Origin of the sequence: Amycolatopsis albidoflavus (assembly GCF_039525725.1) — a bacterium.
Taxonomy (GTDB): domain Bacteria; phylum Actinomycetota; class Actinomycetes; order Mycobacteriales; family Pseudonocardiaceae; genus Amycolatopsis; species Amycolatopsis albidoflava.
In genome coordinates, this window is sequence record NZ_BAAAHV010000019.1 from 46,460 (window position 1) to 64,950 (window position 18,491).

Annotated in this window: 17 protein-coding genes; 9 read left to right on the plus strand and 8 right to left on the minus strand. The window is 69.2% G+C overall.

The features are described 5' to 3' along the window. The first annotated feature begins 33 nt into the window (after positions 1-33). The 5 genes from ABD156_RS30305 to ABD156_RS30325 all read left to right on the plus strand — a co-directional run bounded on the left by ABD156_RS30305 (position 34) and on the right by ABD156_RS30325 (position 4,313). The gene (locus tag ABD156_RS30305) at positions 34-528 is read left to right on the plus strand and encodes a universal stress protein (RefSeq protein ID WP_037713536.1); all 495 of its coding nucleotides are present in this window, start codon (positions 34-36) and stop codon (positions 526-528) included. A 70-nt stretch (positions 529-598) separates the two neighbouring features. Beyond that, positions 599-1,351 carry a putative protein N(5)-glutamine methyltransferase gene (locus ABD156_RS30310; protein WP_344281389.1) on the plus strand — a complete coding sequence of 251 codons (753 nt, stop codon included), beginning with the start codon at positions 599-601 and terminating at the stop codon, positions 1,349-1,351. A 66-nt stretch (positions 1,352-1,417) separates the two neighbouring features. Continuing rightward, positions 1,418-2,575, plus strand: coding sequence for a glycogen synthase (gene glgA, locus ABD156_RS30315; protein ID WP_344281392.1), 1,158 nt, complete (start codon positions 1,418-1,420; stop codon positions 2,573-2,575). After that, positions 2,572-3,789, plus strand: coding sequence for a glucose-1-phosphate adenylyltransferase (gene glgC, locus ABD156_RS30320; RefSeq protein ID WP_344281394.1), 1,218 nt, complete (start codon positions 2,572-2,574; stop codon positions 3,787-3,789). Before glgA ends, glgC begins: the two co-directional genes overlap by 4 nt. A gap of 155 nt (positions 3,790-3,944) precedes the next feature. Then, positions 3,945-4,313: a DUF5684 domain-containing protein gene (locus ABD156_RS30325; RefSeq protein WP_344281397.1), complete on the plus strand. Its 369-nt coding sequence runs from the start codon at positions 3,945-3,947 to the stop codon at positions 4,311-4,313. A gap of 10 nt (positions 4,314-4,323) precedes the next feature. On the opposite strand, the gene ABD156_RS30330 is transcribed toward ABD156_RS30325, so the two are convergent. After that, complete coding sequence (locus ABD156_RS30330; RefSeq protein WP_344281400.1) at positions 4,324-5,523, minus strand: glycosyltransferase; 1,200 nt, start codon at positions 5,521-5,523, stop codon at positions 4,324-4,326. A gap of 126 nt (positions 5,524-5,649) precedes the next feature. Here ABD156_RS30330 and ABD156_RS30335 point away from each other — a divergent pair, with 126 nt between their 5' ends. Both ABD156_RS30335 and ABD156_RS30340 read left to right on the plus strand, forming a co-directional pair. Beyond that, positions 5,650-6,414 (plus strand): SGNH/GDSL hydrolase family protein, encoded by a 765-nt coding sequence (locus ABD156_RS30335; RefSeq protein WP_344281403.1) that lies wholly within the window; start codon positions 5,650-5,652, stop codon positions 6,412-6,414. Between the two features lie 565 nt (positions 6,415-6,979). Then, positions 6,980-7,129, plus strand: a complete 150-nt coding sequence (locus ABD156_RS30340) for a hypothetical protein (protein ID WP_344281406.1) — start codon at positions 6,980-6,982, stop codon at positions 7,127-7,129. Between the two features lie 8 nt (positions 7,130-7,137). Here the strand turns inward: ABD156_RS30340 and ABD156_RS30345 are convergent, their stop codons facing one another. Then, positions 7,138-8,067, minus strand: coding sequence for an LLM class flavin-dependent oxidoreductase (locus ABD156_RS30345; RefSeq protein ID WP_344281409.1), 930 nt, complete (start codon positions 8,065-8,067; stop codon positions 7,138-7,140). A 167-nt stretch (positions 8,068-8,234) separates the two neighbouring features. Between ABD156_RS30345 and ABD156_RS30350 the strand changes: the two genes are divergently transcribed. Together ABD156_RS30350 and ABD156_RS30355 are read left to right on the plus strand one after the other, a co-directional pair. Then, a complete protein-coding gene (locus tag ABD156_RS30350; protein ID WP_344281412.1) occupies positions 8,235-8,963 on the plus strand; it encodes a GntR family transcriptional regulator in 729 nt (242 codons plus the stop codon). A gap of 94 nt (positions 8,964-9,057) precedes the next feature. Then, positions 9,058-9,783 carry a sulfite exporter TauE/SafE family protein gene (locus tag ABD156_RS30355; protein ID WP_344281415.1) on the plus strand — a complete coding sequence of 242 codons (726 nt, stop codon included), beginning with the start codon at positions 9,058-9,060 and terminating at the stop codon, positions 9,781-9,783. Positions 9,784-9,818: 35 nt separating this feature from the next. Here ABD156_RS30355 and ABD156_RS30360 read toward each other — a convergent pair whose 3' ends face one another. From ABD156_RS30360 to ABD156_RS30385, 6 genes are read right to left on the minus strand one after another with little or no spacing between them, the layout of a single operon-like run. Beyond that, positions 9,819-11,645, minus strand: a complete 1,827-nt coding sequence (locus ABD156_RS30360; RefSeq protein ID WP_344281418.1) for an exo-alpha-sialidase — start codon at positions 11,643-11,645, stop codon at positions 9,819-9,821. Further along, positions 11,642-13,648 (minus strand): beta-galactosidase, encoded by a 2,007-nt coding sequence (locus ABD156_RS30365; RefSeq protein WP_344281420.1) that lies wholly within the window; start codon positions 13,646-13,648, stop codon positions 11,642-11,644. Before ABD156_RS30365 ends, ABD156_RS30360 begins: the two co-directional genes overlap by 4 nt. After that, entirely contained in the window at positions 13,648-14,577 is a 930-nt protein-coding gene (locus tag ABD156_RS30370; protein WP_344281422.1) for a dihydrodipicolinate synthase family protein, read from the minus strand. Before ABD156_RS30370 ends, ABD156_RS30365 begins: the two co-directional genes overlap by 1 nt. Beyond that, positions 14,574-15,533: an oligopeptide/dipeptide ABC transporter ATP-binding protein gene (locus ABD156_RS30375; RefSeq protein ID WP_344281425.1), complete on the minus strand. Its 960-nt coding sequence runs from the start codon at positions 15,531-15,533 to the stop codon at positions 14,574-14,576. Before ABD156_RS30375 ends, ABD156_RS30370 begins: the two co-directional genes overlap by 4 nt. Further along, positions 15,530-17,491: a dipeptide/oligopeptide/nickel ABC transporter permease/ATP-binding protein gene (locus tag ABD156_RS30380; protein ID WP_344281485.1), complete on the minus strand. Its 1,962-nt coding sequence runs from the start codon at positions 17,489-17,491 to the stop codon at positions 15,530-15,532. Before ABD156_RS30380 ends, ABD156_RS30375 begins: the two co-directional genes overlap by 4 nt. 40 nt (positions 17,492-17,531) lie before the next feature. After that, complete coding sequence (locus ABD156_RS30385; RefSeq protein ID WP_344281428.1) at positions 17,532-18,491, minus strand: ABC transporter permease; 960 nt, start codon at positions 18,489-18,491, stop codon at positions 17,532-17,534.

Here is an 18,491-nt window from a genome sequence, read left to right on the forward strand (position 1 = left end):
CGCGGCCCGGCGGGTTCCGGCGCCACGGACATAATGGGCCGGGTGGAGCAACTGGTCGAGGAATACGGACCCAGCTGGGACCCGGGCCCGTACGAACGGGGCACCGACGGACCGCGCGTGATCCTGGTCGGCGCGGACACGTCGCCGACCGGGCTGCGGGCGACAGCTTACGGCGGCGGTCTCGCCCGGAGGCAGCGCGCGCGGCTGGTCGTCGTGTACGTGGCGGCCCCGACGGTGTGGACCGGGCTCGCCGCGGCCGCGGTCGTCGACGTGCAGCAGCAGACCTTCGAGGAGGAGATCGAGCAGCTGCGCGCGGAACTGCGCGACCGGGCGGCCGACCTGCAGGTGCCGGTCACGTTCGTGGTCCGTCGCGGCGAGACGTTCCCCGAACTGCGCCAGGCCGCGCAGGAGGTGAACGCGGACATGGTCGTGGTCGGCGCGTCCGAACAGGGCGGGCACCGGCTCGTCGGCTCGGTCGGCAACCGGCTCGTGCGCGCCGCGACCTGGCCCGTCGTGGTGGTGCCGTAGGGCTCGTGAGCGGCAGTGCCGGTTCTAACCGGCATAACCACGCACGAGGCTCCGACCAGGTGGAGGCGCAGTGGATTTCGTCGAGGTCGTCGCGCGCTTGCGGGCCGCCGGATGTGTCTTCGCCGAGGACGAGGCCCGGCTTCTGCTGGGCCAATCGGGCGATCTGGCCGGGATGGTCGAGCGGAGGGTCGCCGGCGAACCGCTGGAGTACGTCCTCGGCTGGGCGGAGTTCGCCGGGCGCCGGTTCGTCGTCGCGCCGGGCGTCTTCGTGCCCCGGCACCGCACCGAACTGCTGGTGCGGCTGGCCGTCGGATTCGCGCACGACAAAGCAGTGGTGCTCGATCTGTGCTGTGGTTCCGGTGCACTGGGCGCAACGGTCGCGGCTGAGCTGCCCGGAATCGAACTGCACGCCGCCGACGTCGAGCCCGCCGCGGTCGACTGCGCTCGGCAGAACGTGCCTGGTGAGGTCTACCAAGGCGATCTCTACGCCCCGCTTCCGGCTATTTTGCGCGGGCGCGTGGACGTGCTGATCGCGAACGTCCCCTACGTCCCGACCGACGACGTCGCGCTCATGCCGCCCGAGGCGCGCGACCACGAACCCCGCGTCGCGCTCGACGGGGGAGCCGACGGTCTCGACGTGCTCCGTCGCGTCGTCGCCGAGGCCCCGGTGTGGCTCGCGCCGGGCGGGCACGTGCTTTTCGAGGCCAGTGAACGCCAATCGGCCGCCGCTGTCGCCGAGGTGCGCCGGGCGGGGCTGGCCGCGTCCGTCGAAGAGGATGACGAACTCGGCGCAACGGTCGTGGTGGGACTGCGCGAACACTGAACGGCGAACCGGATTCGCCCGCTTTCCGTACTGCGTGCGGCCGGTGGGGCCGTCTAGGGTCGACGCATGAAGGTCGGCCTGCTCACCCGGGAGTACCCGCCGGACGTGTACGGGGGAGCGGGGGTGCACGTCGAGTTCCTGGCAAGGGAACTGCGGTCGCTGGTCGACCTGGACGTGCACTGCTGGGGCCCGGACCGCCCGGACGGCGCGCACGGGCATCGCGACGCGCACGGTTACGCCCAGCCCGCGTTCGCCACGATGGACATCGCGGTCTCGATGGCCGACGCGCTCGCCGGCCACGATCTCGTGCACAGCCATACCTGGTACGCGAACCTCGGCGGCCATCTGGCGAAGCTCGCGCACGGCATTCCGCACGTCATCACCGCGCATTCGCTCGAACCGCTGCGGCCGTGGAAGGCCGAGCAGCTCGGCGGCGGCTACCGCGTGTCGTCGTGGATCGAACGCGATGCGTACGAGGCGGCGGACGCGATCATCGCGGTCAGCTCCGGCATGCGGCGCGACGTGCTCGCCGCGTACCCGAACGTCGACCCGGCGCGGGTGCACGTGGTGCGCAACGGCATCGACACCGAGCTGTACCAACCTGATCCCGGCACCGATGTGCTCGAGAAGCACGGCATCGATCCGAACCGGCCGTACGCGTTGTTCGTCGGCCGGATCACGCGGCAGAAAGGCGTGCCGCATCTCGTGCGCGCCGGGGCGGCTTTGGACGAGGACGTCCAGCTGATCCTGTGCGCGGGCGGCGCGGACACGCCGGAGCTGGACGCCGAGTTCCGCGGGCTGGTCGCGGACCTGCAGGAAAAACGGTCCGGCGTGCACTGGATCCCGGAAATGCTGCCGCGCGCCGAAGTCGTCCAGTTGCTGACGCACGCGCTGGTGTTCGTGTGCCCTTCGGTGTACGAGCCGCTCGGCATCGTGAACCTGGAGGCGATGGCGTGCGGCACCGCGGTGGTGGCCAGCGACGTCGGCGGCATCCCGGAGGTGGTCGCCGACGGCGAGACCGGGGTGCTGGTGCATTACGACGAGACCGAGCCCGGCGCTTTCGAGGCCGGGCTCGCGCGCGGGATCAACGACCTCGCCGCCGACCGAGAGCGAGCCACCCGGCTGGGCCTCGCCGGACGGGACCGCGCGGTGGGAGAGTTCGGCTGGGCAGCGATCGCCGCCGCGACGGTCGGGGTTTACGAGGCGTGCGGGAGGGTTTCGTGATCGACGGATCCGATGTGCTGGGGATCGTCCTCGCCGGGGGCGAGGGCAAACGGCTGATGCCGCTGACCACCGACCGCGCGAAACCCGCGGTCCCGTTCGGCGGCGTGCACCGGCTGATCGACTTCGTGCTGTCCAATCTGGTGCACGGCGGGATCCGCCGGATCTGCGTGCTGACGCAGTACAAATCGCATTCGCTGGACCGCCATATTTCGACGACCTGGCGGCTGTCGTCGCTGACCGGCGAGTACGTCACGCCGGTGCCCGCGCAGCAGCGGCTCGGCCCGCGCTGGTTCCAGGGCAGCGCGGACGCCATCCACCAGAGCTTGAACCTGGTGCACGACGAATCGCCCGCGTACATCGCGGTGTTCGGCGCGGACAACATCTACCGGATGGACCCGCGGCAGATGATCGACGCGCACATCGCGTCCGGCGCGGGCGTGACGGTCGCCGGAATCCGGGTGCCGCGCGCGGAGGCCCGTTCGTTCGGCGTGATCAGCACCGAGGACGGGACGAAGATCGACGCGTTCCTGGAGAAGCCCGAGGACCCGCCGGGCCTGCCGGATTCGCCGGACGAATCGTATGTGTCGATGGGCAATTACGTTTTCACGACGCAGGTGATGCTCGACGCGCTGCACGCGGACGCCAAGAACCCGGCGTCCAAACACGACATGGGCCGCGACATCATCCCGGCGCTGGTGGAAAAATCCGAGGCCGCGGTCTACGACTTCAACGGCAATGAGGTGCCCGGCGAAACGGGCCGGGACCACGGCTACTGGCGCGACGTCGGAACGATCGACAGCTATTACGACGCGCATACGGACCTGATTTCGACGCAGCCGATTTTCAATCTGTACAACCGGAAATGGCCGATCCTGGCCCATCCCGGCCAGCGCGCGGCGGCGAAGTTCGTGGAGGGCGGCACGGCGACCCAGTCGATCGTCAGCAACGGCTGCATAATTTCCGGTGCGCAGGTGGTGGATTCGGTGCTGTCGCCGGACGTTTTCGTGGAGAACGGCGCGGTGGTGCAGGGTTCGGTGCTGCTGGACGGTGCGCGAGTCGGCCGCGGTGCGGTGGTGCGGCGGGCGATTCTGGACAAGAACGTGGTTGTCCCGCCTGGCGCGCACATCGGGGTGGACCTGGCGCGGGACCGCGGGCATTACCACGTGAGCGATTTCGGGATTGTCGTGCTGGGCAAGGGAGAAACCGCGATCTAGCCGACGGGTGTCGATGGGGCTCGCTGCCCTGTCGTCCCGGTTGCCAGGCACATTTGGTCAATGAATGAAGCACGGCCCGAGTTCGTTCTGCTGTGTCGGCCCCGCGACGTTAAAGTCGCGCATCCGGCAGGCACTGCGAAAAGGACTCCCGCACCGTGAACCACGAGACCTCGTTCAACCCGGCACTCGGCTTCAGTTCTGCCGGATTAGTGGTCACAGTCCTCGCCATCGTCGCACTGTGGCGGGTCTTCGCCAAGGCCGGATACCCCGGGTGGGCGGCGATCATCCCGATCTACAACGTCTACGTCTGGCTGAAGGTCGCGGGCCGTTCCGGGTGGTGGCTGCTCCTGCTGCTCGTCCCGCTGGTCAACCTCGTGGTCGTCATCGTCGTGTCGCTCGACATCGCCAGGGCGTTCGGCAAGAGCGGCGTCTTCGGGTTCTTCGGCCTGTTCGTGTTCTCGATCATCGGCTACCTGATCCTGGGCTTCGGCCGGGCCCGGTACACCGCGCCCGGCCCGCGGTGACGAACCCGGTTCAGCCCAGTGCGGCGACGGCGCGCGCGATGACGTCGGAAGGGCTCGCCTGCCCGGCGATTTCCGCGCGCACCTCAGCCGCGGTCGAGGAGAACGCATCCTCTTCGAGCAGTCGCCGCACCAGTTTCCGGATCGTCTCAGCGTCCACAGTGGCCGGATCGTGGCTCAGGCCGACGCCCCGCTCGACCACCCGCTCCGCCGACATCGGATTGTCCGCGAAACTGGGCAGCACCAGTTGCGGCACCCCGTAGAACAACGGCGCGGCCGTCGTCCCGGACCCGCCGTGATGCACAATCGCCGAACACTCCGGCAGGAACACCGACAGCGGCAAATACCCCACCGACCGGACGTTCTCCGGAAGCTCCCCCAGTTCGCTCACATCAGCGGTGCCCGCCGCGAGCACGACCTCGACGTCCATCCCGCCGAGCGCGTCCAGCACCACCTTCAGGCTGCTGATCCCCGCCATCGCCGGCACGACAGTGCCCAGGGTGACCGCCACCCAGGGCCGCTCCGGCTTCCGCAGCGCCCACTCCGGCACCACCGAACCGCCGTTGTACGGCACGAACTGCATCGGCCACCAAGGCGCGCCGTCGCGTTCGTCGGCGTGCTCCTCGTCCGCGCGCAGGCCGCCCATGCTCGGCGCGCGCGGGTCGATCCGGGCGAGGACGTTCGGCGGGGCGTCGCCGATGCCGAGCTTCTCGCGCATCAGCGTGGCGAGTTCGCCGTCCAGGAAGTCGTGGTGCTCGGTGCGCCACGAGAGGTCCCGGGCCGACCAGGAGATCCGGTTGCCGACCTCGAGCGCGGGCACGCCGAGCGCGACCGCGGCGAGCGCGCCGGCCCCGTGGTCGGACGGGTAGACGACCAGGTCCGCGCCGAACGCCCGGCCGGCTTCGATCGTGCCCTCGGTCATGGCGGCGGTGAAGAGCCCGAACGGACCCTGGTGCTGCCGCGCGATCCGGTACTCCTCGGGTTCGTCCGGATCCGGCGCGGCGCCGCCCTTGACGGTGGCCATCAGGTCGGCCCAGATGTCGCGGCCGGGGAAGACGTCGGCGACCGGCAGCCCGGCGCGCGCGGACACCTCGGCGATCTCCGCGGTGGTGGCCAGCAGCACGTCGTGCCCGGCGGCGCGGGCGGCCCAGACCACTGGGATCAGCGGAAGCGTGAGCCCGTACCCGGGCGCGGACGCGAACAGGATCTTCACCTCTCCGAGACTGCCAGAACCGTGACGCTCCCCGCATCCCGGTTTCTCTTTCCGCACAGCGGTAACGCGCGGGGCCTTCCCGGCGACACATCCGCAGATCATCACTTCCGGAAAGGCCCGGTCCCCATGCGTAAAGCCCGTGTCGCGGCGTTGCTGACCCTGGTCGGCCTCGGCATCGCGATGTCCCCCGCCGTCACCGCCGACGCCGGCCAGACCAGCACCTGGTGCACCAAAAAGGAGCAGGTCGCGATCCTCGGCACGTCGGCCGACACCGGTTACGGCACCACGGGTTACCAGTCCACTACGGACACTTACGCGCCGACGACCTACGGCTGGACCACGAAAATCGCCAACGACCTCCGCGCGCAGTGGAACACCACGACGAAGAACTACGCGCACAACGGCGCGATGGCCACCGACTACCTCCCCGGCGGCCGCTGGCCCGACACGACCGGCGCGCTCGCCGACATCACGCAACGCCAGCCCGACCTGGTCCTCGTCGACCTCGGCGGCAACGAACTGATCTCGCAGGCCGACCCGGCGGTGTTCAAGGCGAACCTCGGGAAGGTCATCGACAACATCCGCGCCGCGCGGCCCGGGGTCGACATCCTGCTCTCGATCTACGCCGAGCTGAAGTGGACGCCCAACCAGTGGGGCGGCCAGACGCAGAAGTACTTCTGGTCGCAGTACGCGACGTCGATCTATCAGACGGCGGTCGAGAAGGGCACCGCGCTGGTCGACCTGCGGCAGTACATCCCGCCCGCGGGGTCGGCGAATCTGCCCAACCCGAGCCCGTGGCTGGCGGACAACGTGCACCTGAACGACGCGGGAAACCTCGCCGAGTACGGGATGTGGTGGGGCTGGACGTCGAGCCTGGGAAGCATTTGCTGAAAGGTCCGTGAAGGGAACCCTGAGGGACTCTGAGTCCTTCAGGGTTCCCCTCACGGACTCTGGCGATCGCGTGCGCCAGAATGAGGGCTGGCTAGGATCGGTGTTGTGGCAGAGGTCGTCGACTATGCGTCTCTTGGGCCGTTCACCAGCCTGGATGGCGTGGATCCGCTCGCGTTCGAGTCGCTGGCCGCTGATCCCGTGGGCATCTGCACGCCAGTTCACGACCTGGTCGTCCAGCCTGCCGATGCGGACGCGCTGGGCCTGCCCGGCGATCGCTTCGCCGAGAACCGGATCCGGCCCGCGAGTTCGCTGGTCCGTCAGTTGCTCGCACTGGACCCGGCACCGTTGACCACTGCTCGCGTAACTGAGAAGCGCGTGATCGGGACCTGTCGGCACTTCGCCGTGCTGAGTTCTGCGCTATCGCCGCGCGCGTCCGATGCGGCTTCGCCACCTATTTCCAGCCCGGGCAGGGAGTCGACCACCGGCGGAGATTCGGGGCAACGCGGTGAAGGACCTCGCCGCGTTGAACAAGGTCGAAACCCTTCCGTGGGACGAGTGGGGGCGCATGACCGACGCCTATGCCGGGAAGACCGGCGCGGATTACGACGCTTTGCTCGACTACCTCGCCGAGGTGTGTGCCAGCGACGATCTAGCAGCCGTGAACGCGCTCTACGCGCATGAGGATCTCCGTGTGCCGGAGAGTCTGATCCGCTGACGACGGCGTCAGCGTCCGATCGCCGCACGGACACCCGGCACGACCTCGTGCAACCACCGCTGCCGGGATTCTTCCCGCTCAGCAACGGTGCCGACGTTCGGGAAGAACACGAACCCGTCCGCACCGTGCTCTTCGCTCGCCTCGGCCAGTTCGTCGATCCAGGACCGCACTGACCCGGCGAGCACGCCCATCCCGTGCTCGCCGGTGCCTCGGGAGAGCGGGGCGGCACCGCCGCTGATCGTGCCGAAGACGTTGTAGAGAGTGGAAATCGCCGCCGGATCGCGACCCGTCTCGGCGGCGGCCCGGTCGATGAGCGGACGGGACTTCGCGACCGTTTCGCTGCGCCAATCCTGGGCGACGGCGGGAAACCAGCCGTCGGCGAGCCGTCCGGTCACGGCGAGCGAGGCGGGGCCGATCGAGCCGGTCCAGATCGGCGGTGTCGGAGCGGCGGACGGCAGCACGCCGGCGACGCGGTGGAATTCGCCGTCGAAGGTGACCGGTCCCGTGCCGCCGCCGGTGAGCGCGCGCAGCAGCGTGATGCCTTCGGCGAACAGCCGCACCGCCTCGGCCGGAGTGCGGCGTTCGACGCCGAACGCCTCGATCTGATCCCACAGCGCCCCCGCGCCGACGCCGAGCCGGACGCGGCCGCCGGACAGCTCGGACAACGCGCTGACCGTCCGGGCCAGCACGGGCACCGGGCGGACCGGCAGGTTGGTCACGGTGACCGCGCCGCTGATCCTGGACGTCGCGCCGAGGACGAAGCCGAGCGTGGCGTACGCGTCGAGATGCTTCGCGTGGTACGGATGATCGGTCACCGTGACGACGTCCAGCCCGGCGCGATCGGCCTCCTGCGCCTCGGTGATCAGCCGCGCGGGATCGCCCTCGCTGACCGCGGTGCCGTTGAACCCGGAATCGAGCCGGACTCCGAAGACGGTCATGATCCCCTCCCTGTTCCGACCTTGCCGGAACTCTCGCGCCGGTGCCACCAGCCCGCGGTGGCGGAACGCGCCGACGGGGGCGCTGTTGCTGCTGCTCACAGCGTTTCCGCAGGTCAATGTGGGTGGCGTAACCTCGGCGTAATCAAAATCCAGGTAGCGTCGCCGACGTGGTGACTACGCAGCGGAGGGCGGAACGGGCCCGGCAGGTGGCCGACGGCCTGCGGCAGCGGATCGTCGCGGGCGAGGTCGGCGAGCTGCTGCCGAGCGAGCGCGCGTTGGGCGAGTGGTTCGGCGCGTCGCGGAACGTCGTGCGGGAAGCGCTGGGTTTGCTGCGGGACGAAGGGCTCGTCGAACGCCGTCAGGGCGTCGGGACGCTGGTGGTGCGCCCGAAGTACGGCCACGGCCTGGACCGGTTGGCCGGGCTGGCGGAGGCGCTCGAAGGGCACGGCGAGGTCGTGAACGAGGTGCGCACCGCCGAGACGGTCGCCGCGCCGCCCGCGGTGGCGGAGCGCCTCGGCCTGGCGGCGGGGGAGAAGGTCGTGCACCTGGAGCGGGTCCGGCGGCTGGGCGGGGCGCCGTTGTCGCTCGACTCGACGTATTTGGTGCCGGATCTGGGGATTCCGTTGCTGGGGAAGGATTTGGCGCACCGGGACCTGTTCGCGTTGCTGGAGGAGACGAACGGCATCCGGCTGGGGCGGGCGGAGGTGGAGGTCCATGCGGTGTCGGCTGGGCCGGATACGGCGGCGTTGCTGGAGATCGCGCCGGGGACGGCGGTTTTCGCGCTGGACCGGTTGACGCGGTTGCCGGACGGGCGGCCGGTGGACGCGGAGTGGCTGCATGTGCGCGCGGATCGGTTGACGTTGCGGGCGACTTTGCAGCGTGGAGCGGTGCGCTGAGATCGGCAGGCGGCGGACAACGCACGGCCTGCTTTGTGGCGCGCGCCCTCGGAGCGGCGCTCAGACGAGAGAACGACTTCCGGAGGCAGCAGAAATGATCCCCGCACTCATCGTCACCGGATTGCTGGCCGGGATCGGCATCACCGCGGTCGGACCGGGCGGGGTGCTGGCGACCGTGGGACTGTTCGTCTTCACCTCGCTCACCCCGGCGCAGGTCGCGGGAACGGCGATCGTCACGCACGTGGCCACCGGGATCCTCGGCAGCGCCGCCTTCGTCCATTCCGGACAGTTGCGCGAGCCCGAAACCCGGAAGATCGCCGGAGTCCTCGCCGCGGTCGCGGTGGCGGGAACACCGCTCGGGGTACTGCTCAATTCCTGGGTGTCCGCAAAGGCCTTTGGAATTGTGCTCGGCGGGTTCGCGCTCGTCGTGGCGGTGTTCGTCGGGTTGAAGGGACGGGAGCGGGCCGTCGGGCTGCCGGTCGCGGGAGCGATCGGGGCGGGAGTCGCGGTGGCGGCGGGGCTGGTCGGGGTCGGCGGGCCGATGCTCGCGGTGCCGTTGCTGGTCGTCGCCGGAATGCCGGTGCTGGGGGCGCTCGCGGCGGCGCAGGTGCAGTCGGTGGTGATCGCCAGCGTCGGGACGCTCGGCTACGTCCTGCACGGAGCGGTCGACTGGCGGCTGGCGGCGATCGTCGGGATCCCTGAGCTGGCAGGCGTTCTGATCGGCTGGCGGATCGCGCACGCGTTGCCGACCAAGACGCTCAAGGCCGCACTGATCGCGGTGCTGGTCGGGATCGCGCCGTATCTCGCGTTGCACGGCTGAAGCCGGGCGGCGACCGCCCGGCTTCAGCGGGTGCGTTACCGGTCGAAGGGAAGTTCCATGACCGCTCCCGATACCTGCTTCCCGGCGCGGACAGTGGTCAGTTCCGCAGTGGACAGAGCGCGACGGTAGAGGCGCGCGTCGTCCAGCGCACCGGTCAGATGCTGCATGCCGTCCAGCCGCTCGCCGAGCCACAGCTGGAACGAGACGGTCTGGGTGACCGAACCGGGGGAGTCCGGACCGGACGCCGCCACGGTGCCGTCGACCAGGATGCGGAGTTGGCCGCCCGATCGCTGGAGCGCCACGTGGTGCCACTTCTGATCGTCGTACGCCGATTGCGTGGTCACGGACTTGCTTCCGGCGGCGGTGGTCATCATCGCGATCAGACGGTGGGACGCGGGTTCGGCGCGCAGCCACAGTTGCGGCGCGGTCGAGCCCATTCCGCCCAGCCACAAGATGGGTTGCGGGTCCTGTGAAGAACCGTATTTGACCCAAGTAGAGAAGGTGAAATCGCCGGAGCCGACCAATTGCGCTGGCGAGTACGGGACGCGCACGAAGCCGTTCTTCAGTTCCACAGCCTTGCCGAATTTGCCGGCCACAGCATTGGCATCGCCGAGCACGCGCGCGGGCTGTCCACTTGCGACGTCCGGAGTGGACACTCCGGGCGAACGCTTCCAGCCGAGGTAGTTCTCGTCGAAGCGGGCGAAGCGGATCTCGTCGCGGGCGTCCACCGCGCCGCCCTCGTACATCAGACCGATCTTCGCGTTCTTGTCTTGCGGGCCGCTCAGCTGGACCAGGTCGGAGTAGCCCGACCAGTCCGTCGTGATCCGCGTGCCCTGGTCGGCGTTTTCCCAGGTGCGTCCGTCGTCATAGGACGAACGGATGGTCATCCAGCGCCGCCGGTCGGTGTCCGCGGGCGAGGCGAACAGGATCCGCTTCCCGCCAGGACGGTCCAGGCGCAGCAACGAACCCTGCACCATCGGCGTCACGAGATCGGGAATCGTGGTGAAGCGCTGGGAGAACGTCTCGCCGCCGTCGCGGCTCAGTGCGTAGTCGCGGTTGCCGATATCGGTGCCGCTCTGTTCGCGACCGCCCGCGTAAATGGTGCCGTCCGGCAGTTCGACGACGCTGACTTCCGACGGCTTCTGCGTGAAGCTGCCGCCCACGGGATGCAGGTAGTTGTCGACAGCGCCGACGTGCCAGGTGGAGCCGCCGTCGTCGCTGTAGATGAGACCGGCGTAGTTTTCGACGGAGTTGGTGCCGTCACTGCGTTCGGCGTTCACCCCGAAGACTAGCCTGCCCGCGTGCCGGCCGTGCTGGAGCTGGATGCCGTGCACCGGACCCGAGGCGTACCAGGAGTCCCAAGCCGGCAGCTTCGCTTGCGCGCTGATGTCGACGGGCGTGGACCAGGTGCGGCCGTCGTCGGTGCTGTACTGCGAGTGCGGCGTGCGCGGGCACGGCACGGAGCAGCCCTTGTCGTCGGTGCGGCCCTTGTTGTACGTGGTGATCAAGACGATGCGGCCGGTCTTGGCGTCCACAATGGGCACGGGATTGCCGTGGGTGTCCCCGCCGCCGTAGTTCACCACCTGCAGCGGCGACCAGGTGGTGCCGCCGTCGGTCGAACGCTTCAGCACCAGGTCGATGTCCCCGGTGTCGCCGCAGTTATTCTTGCGCCCCTCGGCGAAAGCCAGCAGCGTGCCGTGCGTGCTGCGGACGATGGCCGGGATACGGAAGCAGGCATAGCCGGTTTCCTGGTGCGGGTTGAAGAGCGCTTTCTGATCGAACTGCGGGGCGGCTTGCGCTGAAGCCGGCGCGAGGAAGGCCAGCAGCACGAACGCCAGCACCACGCGAAGGGCGGTTCTCATCTGGTCTCCGTTCCGAACTGTCCGGAAAGGACGGCCACGCCGTGCGCGGCCAGTTCCACTTCGGACGATGGCTGAGCGGGATCGGTGAGCAAATCCGTACCGGGCGAAGGCAAGGAAACAGTGACGGCTTCGGCGTTGTGGTTGAGCAGGAACAGATAGTCGTCCGCACCGTGTCGCACGATCGCCTGGACGCCCTCTGGCAAACCGGGCAGCACCGGCGAAACTCCGGCGTCCGCGGTAATCCGGTCGAAGAGCGTGCGCATGACGTCCGCGTCCGGTCGGGTGCCGAGGTACCAGGCGACACCTGAGCCGAACTCGTGCCGCGTAACAGCGGGCCGACCGGCCAGCGGGCCTTCGGCGAAGGTGGCGACGACGTCCGCGCCCTCGGTTTCGATCCATTCGGACCAGATCGTCGCGCCGACTGTCATACCGTCGAGGACCAGCGTCGTTGAACCGCCTTCGGGCAGCGGCCAGAATTCGTCGACGCACAGGCCGAGAATGTCGCGCAGCGGAGCGGGATAGCCGCCGGTGTACACCCGGTCGTTCTCGTCGGCGATACCGGAGAAGAACGACACCACCAGATGCCCGCCACCCTCCACATAGGATCGGAGATTGGCGGCGACCGCACTGTCCATCAGGTACAGATTGGGCACGACGACGAGCTTGTACCCGGAAAGGTCCTTCGCCGGGTGCAAGACGTCGCAGGTCACGTTCGCGTCGAACAGCGGCGCGTAGTGCGCGAGGTGCGTTTCGAGCTGGTCGAGGTCATCCGAGGGATGCGAGTTCAGCTCCAGCGCCCACCAGTTGTTCCAGTCGTGCAGGAAGGCGACGTCGGCCCGCACCCTCGACCCGGCGAGCTGCTGCACCGTGGCCAGCTCCTGGCCGAGGTCGCGGACACTCTGGAAGGTGCGGGTTTCCGGGCCGCCGTGCGGCACCATCGCGGAGTGGAACTTCTCCGCACCGCCCGAGGTCTGCCGCCACTGGAAGAACAGCACCGCGTCGGCGCCGCGGGCGACCGCCTGCCAGCTGTCCAGCCGCATGGTTCCCGGCGGCTTCGGGCCGTTGCGGGTGCGCCAGTTCACCGCGCTCGGAGCTTGTTCCAGGAGCAGCCACGGCTGACCGTCCTTAAGGGACCGGACGAGGTCGTAGGCGAACGCCGCCTCCACGTGCGAACGCGGATCGTGCGGGTCGGGATAGGAGTCGAGGCTCACCACGTCCTCGTGCGGCACCCACCGGTGCCAGTCGAGCGACTTCTGCACGCGGCCGACGAAGTTCGTCGTCACCGGGACATCAGGGGTGATGCGGGCGAGCACCTCGCGCTCGTTGAGGTAGCAGCCGAGCGACGCGTCGGAGGAGAACCGGTGGAAGTCCAGCTGTTGCGCCGGGTTCGGGAAGGTCGGCGCGACGCGCGGCGGCTGCACCTCGGCGAAATCGGAGTACCGCTGCGACCAGAAAGTGGTGCTCCAGGCTTCGTTCAACGCCTCGATGCTGCCGTAGCGCTCGACGAGCCAGCGCCGGAAGTCCACAGCGGACTCATCGCAGTAGCAGGCGCGGATGTGGCAGCCGAATTCGTTGCCGATGTGCCACATTTCCAGCGCCGGATGCGCGGCGTACCGAGTGGCGACCTGTTCCACCAAGCGTGCGGCGTGCTCGCGGAACACCGGGCTGGACGGGCAGAACTGTTGCCGCGCACCAGCGGACAGCCGGGTGCCGTCCGCGCGCACCGGCAGGATTTCCGGATATTGATGCGAAAGCCACGGCGGCGGCGACGCCGTCATAGTGGCGAGACAGGCCCGGACCCCTCCGTCGGCGAGGTTGTCCATCACCGTGTCGAACCAGCCGAACTCGAATTCTCCGGGTCGCGGTTCGACCTGTGCCCAGGAGAAAATCCCGACAGTCACCATCGAAACCGAGGCCTCGGCCATCAGTTTCAGGTCTTCCGCCCACACGTCGGGCGACCAATGCTCGGGGTTGTAATCCCCGCCGTAGTACAGCCGATCCATCAGAGGAGACCCGCTTCCGCTAGTTTTCCCTTGATCTGCAGCAGTTCGTCGTCGTTGAGGGGGAGTTGCGGCGGCGCCATCACCGCGTTGTCGATAAATCCGCGCATCTTCATCGACGCCTTGAACGCGCCGAGCGCGGCCGAACCGCGGCCCATCCGGTTCGGCGGCGCCACATCGGTGATGCTGAACAGCGTCAGCAGCCGTTCCTGCTCGCGGCGCGCGGCCTGTGGGTTGCCGCCGCGGAAGTGGTCGTAGATCAACACGTAGCCGACCGGGTCGACGTTTCCGAGCCCCGGCACCGCGCCGTCCGCGCCCTGCGCGAGCGCGGCGTCCACGAGCAGTTCGGAGCCGGTGAACACGGCGAAGTGCTCCAGGCCGCGCTCGCGTCGCTGCTGCAGCACCAGGCGGAACCCGGCCTCGTCGCCGCTGGAATCCTTGAGCCCGGCCAAAACGCCGTCCGCGGCCAGGTTCAGCACCATGTCGCGGTCGAGCTTCGTGTGCACGGCCATCGGGATGTCGTAGGCGAAAATCGGCAGCGACGTCCGCTCGTGCAGCAGGCGGAAATGCCGGTCGATCTCCGCGACGTGCGTGCGGGTGTAGTACGGCGCGGTCACCACGATCGCGTCCGCACCGGCCGCTTCGGCGGTCTTCACGTGCTCCGCGACGCGCAGGGTCGTCATGTCGATACAGCCGGCGAGCACCGGGACCCGGCCGGCGACCTGGTCGACCGCGGTTTCGACGGTGATCCGCCGCTGGTCGTCGGGCAGGAAGGCGACCTCGCTGGACGAACCGAGCACGAAGATCCCGTGCACGCCGGCGTCGAGCTGGAATTCGATGTGCCGCCGCAGCGACGCGGTGTCCACGGTGAAGTCGTCGTGGAACGGCGTGCACAGCGGCGGGATGATGCCGGCGAACTTGGGCGCAGTCATGAGGCAGTCACTCCGATTTCTGGGTGGATGCAGCGATAGGTGTGCTCGTCCGGCCCGGACTGCGGTGGCAAGGCCAGTGAGCATTCGTCGGTGGCTTTCGGGCAGCGCGTGTGGAACGGGCAGCCGGGCGGCGGCGCGGTCGCCGACGGCACGGGTCCACTGAGGACAATCGGCTCCACTGGGTGCAGCAGGCTCGGCGTCGCGGAGAACAGCGCGCGGGTGTACGGGTGGTGCGCGTGGTCCGGCAGTTCGGCGGCCGGGGCCTGTTCGACGATCCGGCCGAGGTACATCGTCACGATGCGGTCGCTCATCCGGCGCACGGTTTGGATGTCGTGCGACACGAACACCATCGCGAGTTCGAGCTGTTCACGCAGTTCCAGCAACAGGTTCAGGATCTGCGCTCGCACCGAAACGTCCAAAGCGGACGTCGGCTCGTCGGCCACCAGCAACGCTGGCCGCAGCGCGAGCGCACGGGCGATCGCCACGCGCTGCCGCTGTCCGCCGGACAGCTGAGAAGGCAGCGCGTCGGCTACGCTGGACGGGAGCCCGACAAGGTTCATCAGCTCCCGGACCCGTTTGGCGCGTTCGCCAACCGTGCCAACCTGATGCACGTCGAGCGGGTCGCGCAGGATCTTCGCGACGGGCAGCCGTCGGTTCAGCGCGGTCGACGGATCTTGGAAGATCATGCCGACCGTGCGCCCCAGTTCGGCCGGACGCAATGCGGAAAGCGGTTGGCCTGCGTAACGGACCGTACCGGAAGTCGGCTTCTGAAGTCCGACCAGCACTTTGGCCAAAGTGGACTTTCCGCAGCCGGATTCCCCGACCACACCGACGGTTTCGCCTTTCGCGATGGCGAGGGTCGCGTCGGTGAGCGCGTAGACCCGGTCGTGCCCGAACAGACCCGAGCCGCGGATCTTGTGCACCACATGCACGCCGTCGACTTCGACGAGGCTCATGCCGACGCTCCTTCCGCCATCGTCTCCAGGGAGTTCTCGGCGGGGTAATGGCAAGCCACGAGATGCCCTTCGCCCGCCGGTTCAGGTGCGACCTCGAAGCAGTGCCCGCGAGCGGCAGGACACCGGCTCGCGAACCGGCAACCGGGCGGGAAGTCCGCCGGGGCGGGGACGACGCCCTTGATCTGGGTGAGCTTCGCTTCGTTCTCCTCCAGCGACAGCACCGCGCTCAGCAGGCCGCGGGTGTAGTGGTGCTGCGGCGCACCGACGACGGCCGCGGTCGCGCCGGTCTCGGCGACCTGCCCGCCGTACATCACCACCACCCGGTCGGCGATGTCGGACACCAGCGCGAGGTCGTGCGACACCAGCACCAGCGCGAAGCCCAGTTCTTCCTGCAGCCGCAGCAAAAGCGCCATGATCTGCGCCTGCACGGTGACGTCGAGCGCCGTCGTCGGCTCGTCCGCGACGATCAGCTTCGGGCTGCGGGAAAGCGCCATCGCGATCAGCACGCGCTGCCGCTGCCCGCCGGACAGCTCGTGCGGATAGGCCCGCAGCGTCCGGCCCGGATCGAGGTTGACCAGTTCCAGCAACTCCTCCGGCGTACGGGTGCCGCCGCGCCGGGTGAACTGCTTGAGCTGCGCGCGGATGGTCATCGCCGGGTTCAGCGAGCTGAGCGCGTCCTGGTACACCATCGCCAGGTCGTGCCCGAGATGCCGGCGGCGGACGCTCGGCTTCATGGTGAGCAGGTCGTCGCCCGCGAACCGGATCTCGCCGCTGAGCCGCGCGGCGTCCGGCTGCAGTCCCATGATCGACAGCGCGGTGAGCGACTTCCCGCAGCCGGATTCGCCGATCAGCCCCAGCACCTCGCCGGAACGGACCGAAAAGGACACTCCGTCGACCACGTTCACGCCGTTGTGCCGCTCCGGGAAGGAGATCGCGAGATTCTCCACCGCCAGCACGGTTTCCCGGCCGGACAGATCCCGCGCCTTCGCCGCCAGCCGTTGCCCGGCTTCGCGAAGCCCGCGCAGCGGCAGCACCGCGGCGGTGGCCTCCGGAGCCAGTTCGATCTGCTGTGCCGCTTCGGCCGCCTTCGCGGTGCGAGCCGACGGCGCGGCCCAGGCGTCGGAAATGCCTTCGGAGAGAATGTTCAACGCCAGCACGGTGGCCAGGATCAGCAGACCGGGGAACAGCGTCGCCCACCAGCCGCCGGTCAGCACGAGGTCCTTGCCGTCCGCCAGCACCGAACCCCACGACGGATCGGGCGGCTGGATCCCCGCGCCGATGAACGACAGCGAAGCCTCGAACACGATCGCGTCCGCCACCGTGACCGTGCAGTACACGAGGATCGGCGCGGCGCAGTTGACCGCGACGTGCCGGGCGAGGATGAACAGCCGTTTCGCGCCGATCACGCGCTCGGCCGCGACGTAGTCCTCGCCGTACTGCGCGAGCACGTTCGCCCGCACCACCCGCGCCACCGGAGCCATGTTGAGGAAGCCGATGGCGAGGATCAGCACGAGGATGCCGCGCCCGAACACCGCCACCAGCACCGCGGCGAGCGCGATGCCGGGGAAGGCCATCAGGACGTCGAGGACCCGCATGACCAGGCCGTCGACCCGGCGGCCGGACGTCGCCGCGAACGACCCGACGACGATGCCCGCGACCAGCGCGAGCAGCGTCGCGCCGAGGCCGATCGCGAGCGACCAGCGGGTGCCCGCGACCAGCCGGGAGAAGATGTCGCGGCCGGACTGGTCGGTGCCGAACCAGTGCGCCGCGCTGGGCCCGCCGGTGTCGGTGCTGAGCAGGTCCGGATTGTGCGTGGCCACGACGGTGCCGAGGACCGCGACGAGCCCGAGCACGATCAGCACGGCCAGCGCGATCCAGGAGGACAGGGGAAGCCGCCGGAACCGGACGCCGGGCTGCGACAGCCGGGCGGTCAGGTTCGGGCGGAGGACTGGGCGCATCACGAGCGGCTCCGCGGGCGGGGGTTGGCGACGGGGCGGATCACGAGCGGCTCCGCAGACGGGGGTTGGCGACGAGGTAGAGCACGTCGACGATCAGGTTCACCAGCACGAACCCGGCCGCGATGGTGATGACGAAGCCCTGCACCTTCGCGGTGTCGCCGTCCTGCACGGCCTGGATCATGTTCTGCCCCATGCCGGGCAGCGCGAACATCGTCTCGATCACCACCGCGCCGCCGAGCAGGTAGCCGACGCGAAGGCCGAGCACGGTCAGCGGGTTGACCAGGGCGTTGCGCAGCACGTTCCGCCCGACCACCACGACCGGCGGCAGCCCGCCGCCGCGCGCGGTGCGCACGTAGTCCTTGTCGAGTTCCTCGACCATCGACGTCCGGATCACCCGGGTCAGCTGCGCCGCGACCGGCGCGGACAGCGCGATCGCGGGCAGCGTCAGCGAGTTCAGCCAGCCGGAGAACGAATCCGCCGGGCTGACGTATCCGCTGGTGGGGAACAGGCCCTTGCCCACGGCCAGCCACTGCACTAGCAGCAGCGCGATCCAGAACGCCGGCGCGGCGACCCCGGCCAGCGTCACGAACCGGATCAGGTGGTCCGGCCAGCGGCCGCGGAACAGCGCCGAGGTCACGCCGAGCACGACCGAAACGACAAGCGCGAGAGCCAGGCCCAGCAGGGTCAGCTGCAGGGTGAGCGGGAGCGCGGTGGCGATGGTCTGGCCGACCGGCTCCTTGGTGACCACGCTGGTGCCGAAATCGCCTTGCAGCAGATGCCACACGAAGTGCACGTACTGCAGCGGCAACGGGTCGAGCAGGCCGTTCTGCTCACGGAACTGCTGGAGCTGATCGGCGGTGGCGTTGGCTCCGTTGAACGCGGCCATCGCCGGGTCGACCGGCGAGAACCGCATCACGATGAACACGAACAGGATCACGCCGAGCAGCAGCGGGATCAGGGCGAGGATGCGGCCGGCCAGCATCCGCACGACGACTGTCAC